Raw genomic sequence first — 17809 nt, forward strand, 5'->3', positions numbered from 1 at the left:
AGAAACATTATCGCCGGGCGCATGGATACATTCCAAGCCGAGCGCCGTGCGGGGGCGTATCGCTGGACATCTTGCGACGCAGCATGCGGGCGGGTCGCCAGCAAAAAGGACTGCGACCTTGCCTACCCGTCATTCCGGCGCAGGCCGGAATGACGAGCTTGAGAGCTCGCCGCTGGCTCAGCGTGGCGCGTGACCTTGCCCGGCGAGCAACTGTTCCACCACCTGCTCCGCCAGCTGCTCGGCCCGCAGCCCGGCCGTGAGCAGATGCAGCTCGGCGTGTTCCGGGGCCTCGTAAGGCGAGTCGATGCCGGTGAAGTTGAAGATCTCGCCGGCACGCGCCTTGCGATAAAGCCCCTTGGGATCGCGGCGCTCGCATTCCTCCAGCGTGGTGTCGACGAACACCTCGAGGAATTCACCCTCGCCGAACAGGCTGCGCGCGAAGCGGCGCTCGCTCTGGAACGGCGAGATGACGCAGACCAGCACGATCAGGCCCGCATCGACCATCAGATGGGCGACCTCGGCGACGCGGCGCACGTTTTCGACGCGCGCCTCGGCGGTGAAGCCCAGGTCCTTGTTGAGGCCATGGCGCAGGTTGTCGCCGTCCAACATATAGGTGTGGTAACCGAGCGCATGCAGGCGGCGCTCGACCAGGTTGGCCACGGTCGACTTGCCCGCGCCGGACAAGCCGGTGAACCACAGGCAGCGCGCCTGCTGTCCCTTGCTGACGCTGCGCGCTTCCTGGTTCAGGTCGGTGTGCTGCCAGTGCACGTTGGAGGCGCGGCGCAGCGCGAAGTCCAGCATGCCGCAGGCCACCGTGGCGTTGGTGGTGCGGTCGATCAGGATGAAGCTGCCCAGGGTGCGGTTGTCCTGGTAGGACTCGAATGCGATGGCGTGGTCCAGGTCGATGTTGCAGTAGCCAACTTCGTTGAGCTCAAGGCGGCGGGCGGCCAGTTCGGCCTGGGTGTTGACGTCCACTTTGTGCTTGATCGAGGTGATCCGCGCATTGACCGTGCGCGAGCCGATCTTCAGCCAATAGGCACGGTTGGGCAGCAGCGATTCGTCGCCCATCCACAGCACGTGGGCAGCGAACTGGTCGGCCACCGGCGCGGGGCACGCGGCGTCAGCGATCACATCGCCGCGGCTCACGTCGACCTCGCGGTCGAACGTCAGCGTCACCGCCTGGCCGGCCACGGCTTCGGGCAGATCGCCGTCGGCCGTGACGATGCGTTCCACGCGTGCCCGGCGCATGGCCGGCTGCACCACGATCTCCGTACCCACGGCGACGCGACCACCGCAGACCGTACCGGCGTAACCGCGGAATGATGCATCGGGGCGATTGACCCACTGCACCGGCATGCGGAAGTCCTGCGCCTGCGTGGCGGTGGTGTCGGCCGACTCCAGCAGCTCGAGCAGGCTGGGTCCCTGATACCAGGCCATGCGCGTCGAGCGATGACCGACATTGTCGCCGCCCGGCGCCACCACCGGCAGGCAATGCACGCTGGTGATGCCCAGCTGCGCGGCGAGCTCGCGGTACTCATGGGCGATGGCGGCGTAGATGTCTTCGCGGCAATCGACCAGGTCCATCTTGTTCACCGCCAGCACCACCTGGCGGATGCCCATCAGGGCACAGATATAGCTATGGCGGCGCGTCTGCGGCAGCAGGCCCTTGCGCGCGTCGACCAGCACCACCGCCAGCTGCGCGTTGGAGGCGCCGGTGGCCATGTTGCGGGTGTACTGCTCGTGCCCGGGGCAGTCCGCCACGATGAAGCTGCGACGCGGCGTGTGGAAGTAGCGGTAGGCCACATCGATGGTGATGCCCTGCTGGCGCTCGGCGTCGAGGCCGTCGGTGAGCAGGGAGAAATCCAGCGCGTCGGCAGCCTCGGCATGCAGCTTGCGGCTGTCGCGGGCGAGCGCGGCGAGCTGGTCGTCCGGCACCATGCCGGCGTCGTAGAGCAGCCGGCCGAGCAAGGTGCTCTTGCCGTCGTCGACGCTGCCGCAGGTGATGAAGCGCAGCAGGTTGGTCTCTTGCGCGAGCGTCGGGGTGGCGTCCAGCGTAGCCATCAGAAATACCCCTCCTGCTTCTTGCGTTCCATCGAGGCGCTGCCGTCGTTGTCGATCACCCGGCCCTGGCGCTCGGAGGTGCGGGAGGCGGCCATCTCCTCGATGATCTGGTCCAGCGTTTCGGCCGTGGACTCCACCGCGCCGGTCAACGGATAGCAGCCCAGCGTGCGGAAGCGCACCTCGCGCAACTCCACCTCTTCGCCATCGCGCAGGGTGAAGCGCTCGTCATCGACCATGATCAGCGCGCCGTCACGCGCCACCACCGGCCGCGGCTTGGCGAAATACAGCGGCACCACCGGAATATCCTCGCGGCGGATGTAGTGCCACACGTCCATCTCGGTCCAGTTGGACAGCGGGAACACGCGCACGCTCTCGCCCTTGTGGATGCGGGTGTTGAAGGTGTGCCACAGCTCGGGACGCTGATGCTTGGGGTCCCAGTGATGCTGCGCATTGCGGAAGGAGAACACGCGCTCCTTGGCGCGGGATTTCTCCTCGTCGCGACGCGCGCCGCCAATGGCGGCATCGAAGCCGTACTGATCCAGCGCCTGCTTGAGCGCGACCGTCTTCATCACGTCGGTATGCACCGCCGAGCCATGGATGAGCGGCGAAATGCCCTGGCGCACGCCGTCCTGGTTGATGTGCACCAGCACCTGCACGTCACCCGCGGCGGCGACCTGGTCGCGGAAGGCGATCATCTCGCGGAACTTCCAGGTCGTATCCACATGCAGCAGGGGCATCGGCGGCGGGGCCGGATAGAACGCCTTGCGCAGCAGATGCAGCAGGACGGAAGAGTCCTTGCCGATCGAATACAACATCACGGGGCGCTCGAAAGCGGCTGCCGTTTCGCGAAAGATATGGATGCTCTCGGCTTCGAGGGCGTCCAGATGGGACATGGAAGGCATGCGTGGCGTCACTGTTTCCTGGGTCCGATAGCGCCTGAGGGCGCGCGGTCAAGGGAGGAATCTAGCGGAAAATGGGCGCCAAGGCAGGCACGGCATCGACAGGACGTACCAGAACGCATCAGATCCATCGCCGATGACCTCACCATCGTTTCGTCACCTGATCTGGGCCACACTCCACTAAGATCGTGTTTCATGAGTACATCGATGGCGACAGGAAGCGCACAACTCGATGCCACGGCCACGCCCCCACGCCTGCGTGTGGCAGGCGACTGGACCCTGGCCCACTACGCCATGCTGGAGCGCGCGGTCGATGCGCTCAAGCACCGCCTCCATCAGAACACGCCGATCGACCTGAGCGCCTTGGGTGCGCTCGATACGGCCGGCGCTGCGCTGCTGGCCGGCCTGCTCGGTGCCGAACGGCTGGGCGACCTGGCCACCCAGGATCCGACCCTGCCCGCCGCCCAGCGCGCTTTGCTGCAGACCGTCGGCAAGGCGATGGCCAGCTACGTCAAGCCCAAGGCCAGGCGCCGCCACAACACCGTGACCGAGCTGCTCGCGCGCATCGGCGCGGCGATGGACAACGTCTGGCACCAGCAGGTGCAACTGCTCGGCTTCATCGGGCTCACCCTGCAAACCTTCGTGCAGACCGTCTGGCGCCCGCGTCGCTGGCGCGTCACCTCGCTGGTGGCGCATATCGAGCAGACCGGCCTGGATGCGGTGCCCATCGTGATGCTGCTCACCTTCATGGTGGGCGCAGTGGTGGCCTTCCTGGGTTCGACCGTGCTGGCGGATTTTGGCGCCACCATTTACACCGTGGATCTGGTGGCGTTTTCGTTCCTGCGCGAATTCGCCGTGCTGCTCACCGCCATCCTGCTGGCCGGCCGCACCGCCAGCGCGTTCACCGCGCAGATCGGCTCGATGAAGGCGAACGAAGAGATCGACGCGATCCGCGCGCTCGGCCTCGATCCGATGGAGCTGCTGGTGCTGCCGCGCGTGCTGGCCATGCTCGCCTCGCTGCCCATGCTCACCTTCCTGGCCATGATCGCCGGCCTGATTGGCGGCGGGCTGGTCTGCGCCATGGTGCTGGACATCCCGCCGGTGATGTTCATCAACCTGGTGAAGTCCGATATCGGGGTGAAGAATTTCCTGGTCGGCATCGCCAAGGCGCCGGTGTTCGCTTTCCTGATCGCGGTGATCGGCTGCCTGGAAGGCTTCAAGGTCAGCGGCAGTGCCGAGTCGGTGGGCGAACACACCACCTCCAGCGTGGTGCAGTCGATCTTCGTGGTGATCCTGATCGATGCGCTGGCCGCACTCTTCTATATGGAGATGGGCTGGTGAACGCCGTCGCCAAACCGCAAGCCGCTGAGAATGTCATCGAGGTTCGCCACCTGGTGAACCGCTTCGGCACGCAGATCGTGCACGAGCATCTGGACCTGGATGTGCGCCGCGGTGAAATCCTCGGTGTGGTCGGCGGTTCGGGCACCGGCAAGTCCGTGCTCCTGCGCAGCATCGTGGGCCTGCAGCGCCCGACCTCCGGACATGTGCACGTATTCGGCCAGGATCTGCTGAGCCTGTCGCCCGAACAGCGCTCCCGCGTGGAACGGCGCTTTGGCGTGCTGTTCCAGAATGGCGCGCTGTTCTCCTCGCTCAATATCGTGGAGAACGTGGCGATGCCGCTGATCGAGCACGCCGGCCTCACGCGTCCCGACGCGCAGCACCTGGGCGGCGTGAAGCTCGCGCTCGCCGGCCTGCCGATGGGCACGGAAACCAAGTTCCCGTCCGAACTTTCCGGCGGCATGGTCAAGCGCGCGGCACTGGCACGTGCGCTGGCGCTGGATCCGGAAATCCTGTTCCTGGACGAACCCACCGCAGGCCTGGACCCGATCAGCGCGGCGGCGTTCGATCAGTTGATCCTCACCCTGCGCGATGCATTGGGCCTCACCGTATTCCTGGTCACCCACGACCTGGACACGCTCTACACCATCTGCGACCGCGTCGCCGTGCTCTCGCAGAAGAAGGTGCTGGTGGTGGGCCCGCTCGATGAGGTGGCCCGCTATCCCGATCCGTGGGTGCAGGCGTATTTCCACGGCCCGCGTGGCCGCGCCGCTGAAGAGGCGCACGAACGCGATTCGAATTCCGAGGTGAAGTGATATGGAAACACGTGCCCATCACGTACTCATAGGCCTGTTCACGGTGATCGTGGTCGCCGCCGCGCTGCTGTTCGCGTTGTGGCTGGCCAAGTCCAGCTCGGACCGCCAGTTCACCGATTACCAGGTGGTGTTCAACGAAGCGGTCAGCGGGCTCTCGCAGGGCAGCGCGGTGCAGTACAACGGCATCAAGGTCGGTGCCGTCACCCAGCTCAAGCTGGACCCGCAGGACCCGCGCAAAGTGCTGGCGCGCATTCGTCTTGGCGGGGATGTGCCGGTCAAGCAGGACACGCATGCCAAGCTGACCTTGACCGGCGTGACGGGCTTGTCCGTCATCCAGCTCAGCGGCGGCTCGCCGAGCAGCCCGCCGCTGGAATCCAAGGACGACCAGTTGCCGATGATCGTGGCCGACCCTTCCCCGCTCAGTCAGATTCTGGCCAACGGCGAGGACCTGGTGACCAACATCAATGAAGTGGTGGCGAAGGCGAACATGCTGCTGTCGCCGGAGAACTCCGAACGCATCAGTCACACGCTGCAGCACCTGGACCAGATCACCGGCACCGTGGCCGACCAGCGCGAAGACATTCACCAATTGCTCCAGCAGCTGGCGCAGGCAAGCAAGCAGGCGAACGAGACCTTGGCGCAGACCAACCAGCTGGTGCGCAACGCCAACGGCCTGGTCGACAACCAGGCCCGCGCCGCGCTGGAAAGCGCGCGCAACGCGATGGCCTCGCTGGATCATTCCGCCGCCGATATCGACCGCCTGCTCAGCGACAACCGCGCCGCCATCAACGGCGGCCTGCAAGGCTTCAGTGAACTGGGCCCCGCCGTGCGCGAACTGCGCGATGCGGCCGGCTCGCTGCGCGGCGTGTCGCGCCGCCTCGACGACAACCCGGCGGGCTTCCTGCTCGGCCGTGACCGCAGCAAGGAGTTTGTGCCATGAGGTTGCGCCTGCGCTTTTCCACCTGTGCTGCCGTCGTGCTGCTGGGCGCCTGCACGATTCTGCCCAAGGCGGAATCACCCGATGTCTACCGCCTGCCGTCCACGCCGCTGCCGCGCGACAGCGCGCCGGCAGTGAACTGGACCTTGCGGGTGGATACGCCCAATGCCGAGCGCATGATCGACAGCTCACGCATCGCGGTGTTGCCGCAAGGGAATGTGGTCAGCGTATATCAGGGCGCGCGCTGGGCCGACACCGCCACCACCTTGCTGCGCAACCGCATCATGGATGCGTTCCGCGACAACGGCCGCATTGCCGGCCTCAGCAGCGACGAAACCAGCCTGCAGGCGGACTACTCACTCGCCGGCGACCTGCGCTCGTTCCAGTCGGTGTATGAGAACGGGCAGCCCGCGGTAGTGATCCGCTTCGATGCGCGACTGGTAAAGAACAGCGGCTTGCGCATCGTGGCCACGCGCCGCTTCGATGTCACCCAGCCGGTGGGCGGCACGACCGTGCCGCAGGTCGTCGCGGCGTTCGGGCAGGCCAGCGATGCGCTCGCCTCGCAGCTGGTGAACTGGATGTTGCAGCAGCCACTGGATGGCCACGACGTACGGACCAACTGACGCTACGCGCGCCGCGAGGCGTCCACCCAGCGGAAGGTGAGGTTGATGCGCGGCCCGACAGCCGCGCTCGTCTTGGGCAGGTCGTGCACGTAGCGTTGCTGCGTATCGCCAGCCATGCGCAACAGGCTGCCGTGTTCCAGTTCGATCGCCAGCACGTCGCCGCGCGCCGCCTCGCCGCGCGGCTTGAGGCGGAAGCGTCTCGCCGCGCCCAGGCTCAAGGAAGCAATCACCGGCTGACGACCCAGCTCGGGCTCGTTGTCGCTATGCCAGCCCATCGAGTCCTGGCCGTTGCGATAAAGGTTGGCGAGCACGCTATTGAAGCGGGCATCGCAGGCGCCGGCCACGCGATCGCGCAGGGCACGCAAGGCCGGCGTCCATGGATGCGGCGCGAAGCGTGTGCGCGAGTAGACGTAGCTGGCGTCGTCGTCGCCAATCCAGCAGCTGAGACGCGGTGAATCCACCTCGCGTCCGAAGATACGGATGCGGTGCACTTCCCACGGGATCGTCGCCTGCAGTTCGGCGAACAGCACGTCCGCCTCGTCAATGTCCAGCCACTGCGGCCACAGCGAAAGCGCTGCGCCCGGCAGCGGCAAGGCTTGCCAACCGCCGGGCGTCGTCTGATCGAACAGGCTCACACCAGCCTCAACGAATGGCCGGGAATCCCGGTTCCACATCGAGCGTGGCGGCGCACACGGAAGCCAGCTCCAGCAGCCGCAGATCCGAGCCGCGCGCACCCACCAGCTGCAGGCCGATCGGCATGCCGTCAGGCAGATAGCCCATCGGGATGTTCACCGCCGGGCATCCGGCCAGACTCGCAAAACTGGTGAGGTCCGCCTGCGAATCGGGCACCGGGCCATCCAGCGGGAACGCGCCCTGCGGCGTAGTCGGCAGCACCAACACATCGATCTGCGCGAACAGGCGACGCATCTTCAAGGTGGCGGCATCGAGCACGCGATCGGCGGTGGCGTAGTCGGCGGCGCTCTTGCCGGCGGCGTAGCTCAGCAGGCGACGGAAATGCTCCGAGGCGCGTTCGTCCGTGTTGGCCAGGTCAGCGGCGAAGGTGCCGAGCATCTCCGCCTCCATCAGCAACAGTCCGGCACGACGCGTGCGGGCAAAATCCCAGTCGGCAAAATCCACCGTGCGGCGCTCGCCCAGCTCGCGCGGCCATTTCGCCAGCGCCGCCTCGAACACGCCGATCACATCCTCATGCACGCCAACGGCGCGCAGATCGGGCAGGAATCCGGCGCGCAGGCGGCCCGGCTCCCAATCCGGCGGCGACAAGGCGACGCGTCGACGGCGCGAACGCGCATCGTCGGCGTCGTACCCGGCCAGCACCTGCAGCAGCACCGTCAGGTCATCCGCGCTGCGTGCTATCAGGCCCACCGTATCCAGCCGTCGTGCCGCCGGCACCATGCCGCGCGCGGAAATCTCACCATGAGTGGGCTTGAGTGCGTAAACGCCGCAGTAACTGGCCGGGATGCGGATGGAGCCCAGGCTGTCCGAACCCACGGCAGCCACGGCAAGCCCCGCCGCCACGGCGGCGGCCGCACCGCCTGACGAGCCGCCGGCGGTATAGCCGTGGCGATGCGGATTGTGCGTTGCACCGAAATGCGGATTGTTGGTGACCGCGCCCAGCGCGCCCTCGTCCATATTGGTCTTGCCGATCAGCACCGCGCCGGAAGCGCGCAGCCGCGACACCACATGGGCATCCTCGGTGACCGGCTTGCGCCGCCCGGCCAGGCCGGCGCTGGTGGGCCAGCCGGCGACGTCGAAATTGTCCTTGAGCGCGATGGGGATGCCGTCGAGCCGCCCGATCACGCCGTCGCGGCGGCGATGCTGGGCGGCCAGCGCCTGTTCCTGCAGCATGGCCGAACTCAGGCTCACATAGGCATTGAGCTGCGGATTGACGCGCTCGATGGCCTCCAGATACGTCTCGGCCAGCCCCTGTGGCTGCACGCGATCCACCGCCAGCCAGTGCAGCAGTTGGCACATGGTGGCGCGACGCAGGTCAAGTTCGCTGATCGGGGGCTGCAGATTCATTCTTTCTTCCCTGGGTCGCTTTTGGGGGGATTATCGCTATCGCACATGAAGGGATTGCAAGGATTCGGCCACCGTTGCCCCCAATGCCCCGAACCCGGACAATGCCGGATTACCCGTACCGTACGTCAGAGCACGGTGTAGCAAGCCGTACTAGATCAGCTGGAGTGAGCCGTGAGCGACCGCGAAATCATGGAATACGACGTCGTCGTCGTTGGCGCAGGCCCGTCAGGGCTCGCGTTCGCCATCCGCCTCAAGCAGTTGCAGCCGGAAACGAGCGTGTGCGTGATCGAAAAGGCGTCCACCATCGGCGCGCAGATCCTCTCCGGCGCCGTGATCGAGCCGCAGCCGCTGGATGCGCTGCTGCCGGGGTGGCGCGACAATCCGCCGCCGATCTGCGTGCCGGCCACCGAGGATGAGTTCTGGCTGCTCAGCAAGACCGGCGGCCGCAAGCTGCCGGTGCCGCCGGGCATGAACAACCACGGCAATTTCATCGTCTCGCTGGGCGCGATGTGCGCCTGGCTGGCGCCGCAGGCCGAAGCGCTGGGCGTGGATGTGTTCCCCGGCTTTGCGGCGGCCGACACCGTCTACAACGAGGACGGCTCTGTCGCCGGCGTGCGCATCGGCGACATGGGCGTGGCCAAGGACGGTTCGCACAAGGCCGGCTACACGCAGGGCATCGACATCAAGGCCAAGGTCACGGTGTTGGCCGAAGGCGCCCGCGGCAGCCTGACCAAGCAGCTGATCAAGCGCTTTGAGCTGGACAAGGACAGCGATCCGCAGGGCTATTCCATCGGCATCAAGGAACTGTGGCAGCTGCCGCCGGGCCGCGTGCAGCCGGGCAAGATCGTGCACAGCTTCGGCTGGCCGGCCGACAGCCACACCTATGGCGGCAGCTTCCTCTATCACCTGGACAAGGATCGCATCGCGCTGGGCTACGTCAGCGGCCTCGATTACAGCGATCCCGACTACCAGCCGTGGGAAGCGTTCCAGCAGTGGAAGAATCACCCGTCGGTGAAGTCCCTGCTCGAAGGCGGCAGCATTCTTTCCGCCGGCGCGCGCGCCATCGTCACCGGCGGCTACCAGTCGCTGCCCAAGGTCGAGATGCCTGGCGCCCTGCTGATCGGCGACACCGCCGGCCTGCTCAACGTGCCCAAGATCAAGGGCACGCACCAGGCGATCAAGAGCGGCATGCTCGCCGCCGAACACCTGGTCGCCAACCAGCTCAACCCGGCCGGTTTCGACGCCAAGCTGCGCGCGTCGGATGTGATGGCCGAGCTCAAATCGGTACGCAACATCAAGCCCGCCTTCAAGAAGGGCTTGTGGGTCGGCATGCTGAACGCGGCATGGGAAACCGTGCTGCGCGGCGCCTCGCCGTGGACGCTCAAGAACAAGGCGGACTGGTCCTCGCTGCACAAGCTGGGCGAGTGCGAAGAGCCCAAGCGCGACTACGTGCAGCCGCGCGAACTCCCGCCGCGCGACCGCCTGGCCGGCGTCTATTTCGCCGCCACCGAACACGACGAAGACCAGCCCATCCACCTGCACGTCGCCGACACCAACGTGTGCGTGACCCAGTGCGCGGTGGAATACGGCAACCCGTGTACGCGTTTCTGCCCTGCGGGCGTCTACGAAATCGTCAGCGACGACGCCGGCAAACGCCTGCAGATCAACGCCGCCAACTGCGTGCACTGCAAGACCTGCGACATCAAGGATCCCTACCAGATCATCAACTGGGTCACCCCGGAAGGTGGTTCGGGTCCGAATTATCAGAATCTCTGACCAGAGGGCATTGCGCTGTCCGCCCGACTCACCTGGCGCTTCAAACGCCTGAATTACGCGCTGCAGCGCTTCCGCGGCAGCGTGGCGCTGCGCGGCTGGCGCGGCACGCTGGCCCGCGTACAGCAGGAATTCCAACGCCGCCCCAGCGTCGACGATAGCCTGCAGGTCGAGCCGCTGGAGGTTCCCTTCGGACCCTTTGCGCTACCGACCTGCGAGCAGCCGCTGGTCTCGGTGGTCATCCCGGTCTATGGCAAGCTCGAGTACACGCTCGCCTGCCTGCGTTCGATCGTCAGGCATGCCCCCACGGCGCCGTTCGAAGTCATCGTGGTGGACGACAGGTCACCCGACGACTCGGTGGCGCTGCTCGAACAAGTTGTCGGTCTGCGCGTGCTGCGCAACGAACGCAATGTCGGCTTCGTGGGCAGCTGCAACGCCGGAGCGGCGGCGGCACGCGGCCAATTCCTGTTGTTCCTCAATAACGACACACAGGTGACGCCGAACTGGCTTGACGGTCTGCTCGGCTGTTTTGCTGATCGCGCTGACTGTGGCATCGCCGGAAGCCGCCTGGTTTACCCTGATGGGCGCCTGCAGGAGGCGGGTGGCCTGGTCTTCGACGACGGCAGCTGCTGGACCGCCGGGCGCTTTGAGCGGCGCGACGCGCCGGCGTGGCGTTACCGTCGCGAGGTGGACTATGTCAGCGGCGCGGCGCTTATGATTCGCCGCGAAGTGTTCTCGCACATTGGCGGCTTCGACCAGCGCTATGCACCCGCCTATTACGAGGACACCGACCTGGCCTTTGCCGTTCGGCAGCAGGGCTTGAAGGTGTACTACGAGCCGTCCAGCACGGTCATCCACTGCGAAGGCATCAGCGCCGGCACCGACCTGCATGCGGGCATGAAACGTCACCAGGTGACCAACCAGGCAACCTTCGTGGCGAAGTGGAAGCCGCTCCTGCGCGCTCATCCGCCGGCGGGCACGTCGCTGTTGCGCGCGTTGCGCTGGCGCTACCGTGGTCGCGTGCTCGTGGTCGACAGCATGACGCCCGAACCCAGGCGCGATTCCGGTTCGCTGCGCCTGAGCGCGATTCTTCGCCTGCTCGATGAGCAGGGCTGGTCCGTCTCGTTTCTACCCGACGATGGTCGCGCCAGCGACGATGAAATCCGCGCGCTCGGTGCGCTCGGCGTCGAAGTGCTGAGCCGCCCCTGGGTTTCCGACCTGCCGCACTGGTTGCGCGCGCATGGCCAAGAGCTTCGGGCCGTGATGCTTTGCCGCCACACGGTGGCGGGCCAATATGCATCGCTGGTACGCAAGCTGGCTCCCAGGGCGCGCCTGCTGTTCGACACCGTGGACCTGCACTTCCTGCGTGAACGCCGCGCGGCCGAGCTGAGCGGCAGCAATTCGATGGCACGCCAGGCTCAGTCTTCGCGCAGGAACGAGCTGGCGCTGATCGAACAAAGCGATGTCACCTTCGTGGTGAGCCCGCACGAGCAGGCCTTGCTCGCCGCCGAGCTGCCGCACGCGAAAGTTGAACTGCTCTCGAACATTCATGAGGTTCACGGCTGTCGCTACCCGCATGCGCAACGTCGTGACCTGGTGTTCATCGGCGGATTCGGGCACCCTCCCAATGCCGATGCGGTGCGCTGGATCGCCGATGAGATCCTGCCCGCGCTGCGTGTCCACCTGCCCGACATTCGGGTGCACGTGCTCGGCGATGTATCCGATGCCACGCGCAACGAACTGAACGCGCCAGGGCTTGAGTTGCACGGTCGCGTGCCCGATCTGGGGCCGTGGCTGGATACTGCGCTGGCGTCCATCGCACCCCTGCGCTTTGGTGCTGGCGTAAAGGGCAAGATCAACATGGCCATGAGCTACGGGGTGCCCGTGGTGGCGACCTCGCTGGCGGTCGAGGGCATGCAATTGACTCATGGGCTCAACACGCTGGTGGCCGAGAGTCCGGAGGACTTCGCGCAGCAGACCTTGCGACTGGCCCGGGATCCCGAACTATGGTCAGCGATGTCCATCAACGGCATGGCAAACGTGGCCACCCATTTTTCAGGAAAAGCGGCCAGCGAGGCGCTGAAACGGGCACTTCCGGGCTAGCCATGCAAGGCGGATGGCGCACCATTCGTACGAGAATGGAGCATCGGCTAGAATGTCTGTTCGCAAAATCCAGCGTGCCGGCCGGCACCTGACTGAGGAAACCTAATGAAGATACTGGTTGGCTACAAGCGTGTCGTGGACTACAACGTCCGCATTCAGGTCAAGCCCGATGGCACGGGCGTGGTGACGGATGGCGTGAAGCTCTCCGCCAACCCCTTCGACGATATCGCGCTGGAAGAAGCGCTGCGTCTGCGCGAAAAGGGTGTCGCCGAGGAAGTGATCGTGGTGGGCATCGGCCCGGCCGACCTCACCGCTCACCTGCGCAACGGCCTGGCCATGGGCGCGAATCGCGCCATCCATGTGGTCACCACGGACGCCGTGCAGCCGCTCACTGCGGCCCGCATCTTCCAGAAGCTGATCGACAAGGAGCAGCCGGGCCTGGTCATCCTGGGCAAGCAGGCCATCGACGACGACGCCAACCAGACCGGCCAGATGCTCGCTGCGCTGTGGGATCGCCCGCAGGCCACCTTTGCCAGCAAGGTCGAGATCGCCGATGGCAAGGTCACGGTGACCCGCGAAGTCGATGCTGGCCTGGAAGTGATCGAAGCCGACCTGCCCGCCGTGATCACCACGGATCTGCGCCTCAACGAGCCGCGCTTCATCAAGCTGCCGGACATCATGAAGGCCAAGTCCAAGCCGATCGACACCATCGAGTTTGCCTCGATGGGCGTGGAAGCCAACGACCACCTCAAGACCACGCACTACGCCGCGCCGGCCAAGCGCAGCAAGGGCGTGATGGTCAAGGATGCGGCCGAACTGGTCGCGGCGCTGAAGCAGAAGGGTCTGCTTTAAGCAGCCTTGGGAGATAACGACATGTCCAAGATCCTCGTCATCGCCGAACATTTGAACGGCAAGCTGAATTCCTCCACGGCTCGCGCGGTGAGCGCTGCCGCGGCCGTTAAGCCGGAAGCCATCGACGTGCTGGTACTGGCCGATAGCGCCGACGCCATCGCTGCCGAGGCTGCCAAGATCGACGGCGTGAGCCGTGTGCTCACCATCGCCCGCGCCGAGAATGCCCACCCGCTCGCCGCCGTGCTGGCCCCGCAGATCGCCAAGGCCGCCGCCGGCTACAGCCATGTGTTCGCCCCTTCGACGACCTTCGGCAAGGACGTGCTGCCCCGCGTGGCCGCCCTGCTCGGCGTCGCCCAGGTGAGCGACGTGATGAGCGTGGAAGGCAGTCACAGCTTCAAGCGCCCGATCTACGCCGGCAACGCGATCATCACGGTGGAAGCCGACGCGGGCAGCACGGTGGTCGCCACCATCCGCACGGCCTCGTGGTCCGCCGCAGCGACTGGCGCGAACAGCGCACCGATCGAGGCGCTGAGCGTCGACGCCGCCCTGCCCTCGCACACCCGCTTCGTTGAACTGCAATCGGGCAAGAGCGATCGCCCGGACCTGCAGAGCGCCAGCAAGGTGGTCTCCGGCGGCCGTGGCGTGGGCTCGAAGGAGAACTTCGAGATCATCTACAAGTTCGCCGACAAGATCGGCGCTGGCGTGGGCGCCTCGCGCGCCGCCGTCGACGCCGGCTACGTGCCGAGCGACCTGCAGGTGGGCCAGACCGGCAAGATCATCGCGCCGGAGCTGTACATGGCCATCGGCATCTCCGGCGCGATCCAGCATCTCACCGGCATCAAGGACGCCGGCACCATCGTCGCCATCAACAAGGACGGCGAGGCGCCGATTTTCGAGATCGCCGATATCGGCCTGGTGGGTGATCTGTTCAAGATCATTCCGGAGCTCGAACAGGCGCTCTGACGGCTGGGGAGCGAAGTTACGCGCTCCCCCCATGCGCGTCCATCCCAGGTCAAGTCCGGGATGGACGCGGCTCCAGCCTCAACGCCCTTGGCGCCGCAAGTCAGGCGCACTGACAGGGCCCTGGCATCGTCAAACCAGCGCAAGTACGTGCCCCTCATCGCGGCCGTGGCTCTTCGCTCGACAGGATCAGGCCTGTCGCTCGCCTCTTTTTGCAGCACGCAGTCGCCTGAACGCAAGCGCGGCCAGCGTTCATCCATCTGACACACTTCGCAGATAGGGGCGCAACTTTTTGCCACTCCCGGCACGCGCTGGCGTGCGCGATGCGCGGCCACCCTGTCTCAAGTAAGATACTGCGGCGCAAATAGGGGGTTTGCCCTGTATTGCCGCAATGTTTCGGGGTGTCCGCCCCGTTCGCGGCCAAGGGGATCGACACTGCGCCATACCGGTCTTTGAACGGATCGGGTGTATCAATGACATTCACGGAGAAGACTTTGAGCCAGATATTGGTGACCGGCGGCGCGGGCTTTCTTGGCTCCCATCTATGCGACCGCCTGATTGAATCCGGGCACGACGTCCTTTGCGTGGACAACTTTTTTACCGGCTCGAAGGACAACATCCGGCATCTGATCGGTCATCCCTCCTTCGAACTCTTGCGTCACGACGTGACGTTTCCGCTTTACGTCGAAGTGCAGCAGATCTACAACCTGGCCTGCCCGGCATCACCGGTGCACTACCAGCACGACCCGGTCCAGACCACCAAGACCAGCGTGCACGGCGCCATCAACATGCTTGGCCTGGCCAAGCGCACGCGCGCCCGCATCCTGCAGGCTTCCACCTCCGAAGTGTATGGCGACCCGGAAGTGCATCCGCAGCCGGAGTCGTACTGGGGTCGCACCAACCCCATCGGCATTCGCAGCTGCTATGACGAGGGCAAGCGTTGTGCCGAAACGCTGTTCTTCGACTATTGGCGCCAGCACCAGCTTGAAATCAAGGTCATGCGTATTTTCAATACGTACGGCCCCCGCATGCATCCCAATGACGGTCGCGTGGTCAGCAACTTCATCGTGCAGGCCCTGCGCGGCGAGCCGATCACCATCTATGGCGAAGGCACGCAGACCCGCAGCTTCTGCTACGTCGACGACCTGATCGAAGGCATGCGTCGCCTGATGAATAGCGACGCGGACATCACCGGCCCGATCAACATCGGCAATCCCGGCGAATTCACCATGCTCGAGCTGGCCGAGAAAGTCATCTCCCTGGTCGGCGGAAAGTCCAAGATCACGCATATGCCGCTGCCCAGCGATGATCCCAAGCAGCGCCAGCCCGACATCACCCAGGCCAAGGACAAGCTGGACTGGACGCCCAAGGTCTCGCTCGACGACGGCCTGAAGGAAACCGTGGCCTACTTCCGCCACCGCCTCGGGGTCTGATCGGTCATGGATCATCCAAGATTGATCGTGGTGACGCCGGTATTCGAGGATACCGAAGCATCCACCATCCTTTTTGCCGAGTTGGCCAAGGCCTGCGGACGAGAGATCCATATCGTCGCCGTGGACGATGGATCGGTGAAGCAGCCGCTGACGCTTGCAGGCCTGCAGGCTGCAGGACTGCAGGGCGTGGTGGTCCGGCTCAAGCGCAATGTCGGCCATCAGCGCGCCATCGCCACCGGACTTGCTTATGTTGCCGACCAATGCCGGGCGATCGATCGCGTGGTGATCATGGACTCCGATGGCGAGGACCTGCCGGAAACCATCGCGGCGCTGTTGAACGATCTGGACAGCAACGACGTGGATGTGACCGTGGCCCAGCGCAAGAGCCGCGTCGAGACGCTGCGCTTCAAGGCGTTTTACATCGTCTACAAGTGGCTGTTCAAGCTGCTGACGGGCCGCGCGATCAGCTTCGGCAACTTCATGGCGATGAACGAAACGGCAGTGAAACGCCTCGCGTCGATGGGTGAACTGGCCACTCACGTGGCCGGCACGGTGCTGGTGTCGCGACTGCGTTGGCGTACTTGCGCACTTGATCGAGGTCCTCGCTACGCCGGCAAGAGCAAGATGAATTTCGTCGGCCTGGCGCTGCATGGTTTCAAGGGCTTGATGATTTTCGCCGAGGACGTGTTGGTGCGCGTGGGCATTGCATGCGCACTGGTGGCCGTGCTCTCGCTGATCGGCGGCGGTATTGCCGTTTTCCTCAAAGCCGTGGGCTATGCCACGCCTGGCTGGTTCTCGGTCGCGCTCGGCTTGTTGCTGCTGGTATTCCTGCAAACCGGGGCGATCACGCTGATGACCCTGCTGCTGACCGGCATCGCGCGCGGCAGCGCCGTGCTGCCGCTGGATTACCGCCTGCTGGTGGACCGGGTGCTGACGACGAGCGACGAACGCGTACATGGATAAATTGCTCAGGCATCAGCCGGTCCGTTACATCATCAACGGCCTGATTGCCACGTGTGTCAGCTATGCGGTCCTCAACGCCTGCATACATCTGGCGCACATTCCATCCGCCGGGGTCGCCAACTTCATTGCGGCGGTGGTCGGCATTACCGTCTCGTTCCTGGGTAGCCGCCACTTCGTTTTCCCGGGAACCACTGAATCTGTCTGGCACCAGCTGGCACGTTTCTGGATCCTGTACGCGGTGCTCGCCCTGCTGCAGGCCAGCGTGCTGTTTCTGTGGACTGACGTGGCCAAGCTCGATTACCGCATCGGCTTTCTGATTGGCACCTTTCTACAGATGGTGTGCAGCTATTTCGGAGGAAAACATTGGGTATTCAAGCAATGAAGTTGATCCGAATCGTCGCGGCCACGGCGGTGTTCGTGCTGTTGCTGCTGGCGATCTATGTCGTCCACTCGCTCTACTTCAGGGTCAATGTGGTGTTCTACAGCGCCATCCTGGATGGCGTCATCGCTGCCCTGGTGGCGGGCACGGCCCTGTGGCTGCTGCCCTGGTTTCGCGTGTTGGGCGCGATCGAAAAGATGCAGCTGGTGGTGATCTGGCTGCTGCTGGGCTACGGCTTTGCCATCTCGATACCCACGGTGCTGGACCGGTCCCTGTCGTTCTACATCCTGGAAAAGCTCGAGCAGCGCGGCGGCGGTATTCGCGAAGACGCATTCGAGGACGTGTTCACCAAGGAATACGTCAAGGAACACCATCTGGTGGACGTGCGGCTCACCGAGCAGCTCCAGTCGGGCACCATCGTCATCAAGGACGGTTGCGTGCTGCTCACCGACAAGGGGCGTGACCTGGCCCACGTCAGCCGTTTCTTCCGCAACAACCTGCTTCCCAAACACCGGCTGTTGATGGGCAAGTATTCGGACGCACTGACCGATCCGTTCCGCCATAGCACCGAAGACGTCAACTACCGCTGTCAGTAATGCCTGCGGAAATTTCTTGAGAATCACGGGCCCGGCG

Annotated in this window: 16 protein-coding genes; 12 read left to right on the forward strand and 4 right to left on the reverse strand. The window is 65.1% G+C overall.

The genetic code is table 11. From position 1 onward, the window contains the following. Window positions 1-177 precede the first annotated feature (177 nt). Together cysN and cysD are read right to left on the reverse strand one after the other, a co-directional pair. Window positions 178-2061, reverse strand: coding sequence for a sulfate adenylyltransferase subunit CysN (gene cysN, locus Y882_RS14910; RefSeq protein WP_046972739.1), 1884 nt, complete (start codon window positions 2059-2061; stop codon window positions 178-180). Further along, window positions 2061-2963: a sulfate adenylyltransferase subunit CysD gene (cysD, locus tag Y882_RS14915; RefSeq protein ID WP_046972740.1), complete on the reverse strand. Its 903-nt coding sequence runs from the start codon at window positions 2961-2963 to the stop codon at window positions 2061-2063. The genes cysN and cysD overlap by 1 nt, the downstream gene beginning before the upstream one ends. Before the next feature lie 192 nt (window positions 2964-3155). Here cysD and Y882_RS14920 point away from each other — a divergent pair, with 192 nt between their 5' ends. From Y882_RS14920 to Y882_RS14935, 4 genes are read left to right on the forward strand one after another with little or no spacing between them, the layout of a single operon-like run. Further along, the gene (locus tag Y882_RS14920) at window positions 3156-4301 is read left to right on the forward strand and encodes an MlaE family ABC transporter permease (RefSeq protein ID WP_046972741.1); all 1146 of its coding nucleotides are present in this window, start codon (window positions 3156-3158) and stop codon (window positions 4299-4301) included. Further along, window positions 4298-5113, forward strand: a complete 816-nt coding sequence (locus Y882_RS14925) for an ABC transporter ATP-binding protein (protein ID WP_046972742.1) — start codon at window positions 4298-4300, stop codon at window positions 5111-5113. Before Y882_RS14920 ends, Y882_RS14925 begins: the two co-directional genes overlap by 4 nt. A gap of 1 nt (window position 5114) precedes the next feature. After that, window positions 5115-6053: an MlaD family protein gene (locus Y882_RS14930; protein WP_046972743.1), complete on the forward strand. Its 939-nt coding sequence runs from the start codon at window positions 5115-5117 to the stop codon at window positions 6051-6053. After that, window positions 6050-6673, forward strand: a complete 624-nt coding sequence (locus Y882_RS14935) for an ABC-type transport auxiliary lipoprotein family protein (RefSeq protein ID WP_046972744.1) — start codon at window positions 6050-6052, stop codon at window positions 6671-6673. The genes Y882_RS14930 and Y882_RS14935 overlap by 4 nt, the downstream gene beginning before the upstream one ends. Before the next feature lie 2 nt (window positions 6674-6675). On the opposite strand, the gene Y882_RS14940 is transcribed toward Y882_RS14935, so the two are convergent. Both Y882_RS14940 and Y882_RS14945 read right to left on the reverse strand, forming a co-directional pair. Next, complete coding sequence (locus Y882_RS14940) at window positions 6676-7308, reverse strand: alpha-ketoglutarate-dependent dioxygenase AlkB family protein (protein ID WP_244466356.1); 633 nt, start codon at window positions 7306-7308, stop codon at window positions 6676-6678. A 7-nt stretch (window positions 7309-7315) separates the two neighbouring features. After that, window positions 7316-8713 carry an amidase gene (locus tag Y882_RS14945; protein ID WP_046972745.1) on the reverse strand — a complete coding sequence of 466 codons (1398 nt, stop codon included), beginning with the start codon at window positions 8711-8713 and terminating at the stop codon, window positions 7316-7318. 171 nt (window positions 8714-8884) lie between these two features. Here Y882_RS14945 and Y882_RS14950 point away from each other — a divergent pair, with 171 nt between their 5' ends. The 8 genes from Y882_RS14950 (at window position 8885) to Y882_RS14985 (ending at window position 17772) form a co-directional block, all read left to right on the forward strand. Continuing rightward, entirely contained in the window at window positions 8885-10489 is a 1605-nt protein-coding gene (locus Y882_RS14950; protein ID WP_046972746.1) for an electron transfer flavoprotein-ubiquinone oxidoreductase, read from the forward strand. Window positions 10490-10570: 81 nt separating this feature from the next. After that, window positions 10571-12589, forward strand: a complete 2019-nt coding sequence (locus Y882_RS14955; protein ID WP_244466357.1) for a glycosyltransferase — start codon at window positions 10571-10573, stop codon at window positions 12587-12589. Between the two features lie 105 nt (window positions 12590-12694). Continuing rightward, window positions 12695-13441 (forward strand): electron transfer flavoprotein subunit beta/FixA family protein, encoded by a 747-nt coding sequence (locus Y882_RS14960; RefSeq protein ID WP_046972748.1) that lies wholly within the window; start codon window positions 12695-12697, stop codon window positions 13439-13441. Window positions 13442-13462: 21 nt separating this feature from the next. Beyond that, window positions 13463-14404, forward strand: coding sequence for an electron transfer flavoprotein subunit alpha/FixB family protein (locus tag Y882_RS14965; protein ID WP_046972749.1), 942 nt, complete (start codon window positions 13463-13465; stop codon window positions 14402-14404). Window positions 14405-14895: 491 nt separating this feature from the next. Further along, window positions 14896-15834, forward strand: coding sequence for a UDP-glucuronic acid decarboxylase family protein (locus Y882_RS14970; protein WP_046972810.1), 939 nt, complete (start codon window positions 14896-14898; stop codon window positions 15832-15834). A 6-nt stretch (window positions 15835-15840) separates the two neighbouring features. Then, window positions 15841-16797: a glycosyltransferase gene (locus Y882_RS14975; protein WP_046972750.1), complete on the forward strand. Its 957-nt coding sequence runs from the start codon at window positions 15841-15843 to the stop codon at window positions 16795-16797. Then, entirely contained in the window at window positions 16790-17179 is a 390-nt protein-coding gene (locus Y882_RS14980; RefSeq protein ID WP_046972751.1) for a GtrA family protein, read from the forward strand. Before Y882_RS14975 ends, Y882_RS14980 begins: the two co-directional genes overlap by 8 nt. Next, window positions 17176-17772, forward strand: a complete 597-nt coding sequence (locus Y882_RS14985) for a hypothetical protein (protein WP_046972752.1) — start codon at window positions 17176-17178, stop codon at window positions 17770-17772. The genes Y882_RS14980 and Y882_RS14985 overlap by 4 nt, the downstream gene beginning before the upstream one ends. The last annotated feature ends 37 nt before the right edge of the window (window positions 17773-17809 follow it).

This window comes from Dyella japonica DSM 16301 (genome assembly GCF_001010355.1).
In the GTDB taxonomy this organism is placed as follows: domain Bacteria; phylum Pseudomonadota; class Gammaproteobacteria; order Xanthomonadales; family Rhodanobacteraceae; genus Dyella; species Dyella japonica.

Coding starts and splice junctions, on each gene's coding strand:
- cysN (WP_046972739.1), bottom strand. CDS start 2,061: ATGGCTACGCTGGACGCCACCCCGACGCTCGCGCAAGAGACCAACCTG.
- cysD (WP_046972740.1), bottom strand. CDS start 2,963: ATGCCTTCCATGTCCCATCTGGACGCCCTCGAAGCCGAGAGCATCCAT.
- Y882_RS14920 (WP_046972741.1), top strand. CDS start 3,156: ATGAGTACATCGATGGCGACAGGAAGCGCACAACTCGATGCCACGGCC.
- Y882_RS14930 (WP_046972743.1), top strand. CDS start 5,115: ATGGAAACACGTGCCCATCACGTACTCATAGGCCTGTTCACGGTGATC.
- Y882_RS14935 (WP_046972744.1), top strand. CDS start 6,050: ATGAGGTTGCGCCTGCGCTTTTCCACCTGTGCTGCCGTCGTGCTGCTG.
- Y882_RS14945 (WP_046972745.1), bottom strand. CDS start 8,713: ATGAATCTGCAGCCCCCGATCAGCGAACTTGACCTGCGTCGCGCCACC.
- Y882_RS14960 (WP_046972748.1), top strand. CDS start 12,695: ATGAAGATACTGGTTGGCTACAAGCGTGTCGTGGACTACAACGTCCGC.
- Y882_RS14965 (WP_046972749.1), top strand. CDS start 13,463: ATGTCCAAGATCCTCGTCATCGCCGAACATTTGAACGGCAAGCTGAAT.
- Y882_RS14975 (WP_046972750.1), top strand. CDS start 15,841: ATGGATCATCCAAGATTGATCGTGGTGACGCCGGTATTCGAGGATACC.
- Y882_RS14980 (WP_046972751.1), top strand. CDS start 16,790: ATGGATAAATTGCTCAGGCATCAGCCGGTCCGTTACATCATCAACGGC.
- Y882_RS14985 (WP_046972752.1), top strand. CDS start 17,176: ATGAAGTTGATCCGAATCGTCGCGGCCACGGCGGTGTTCGTGCTGTTG.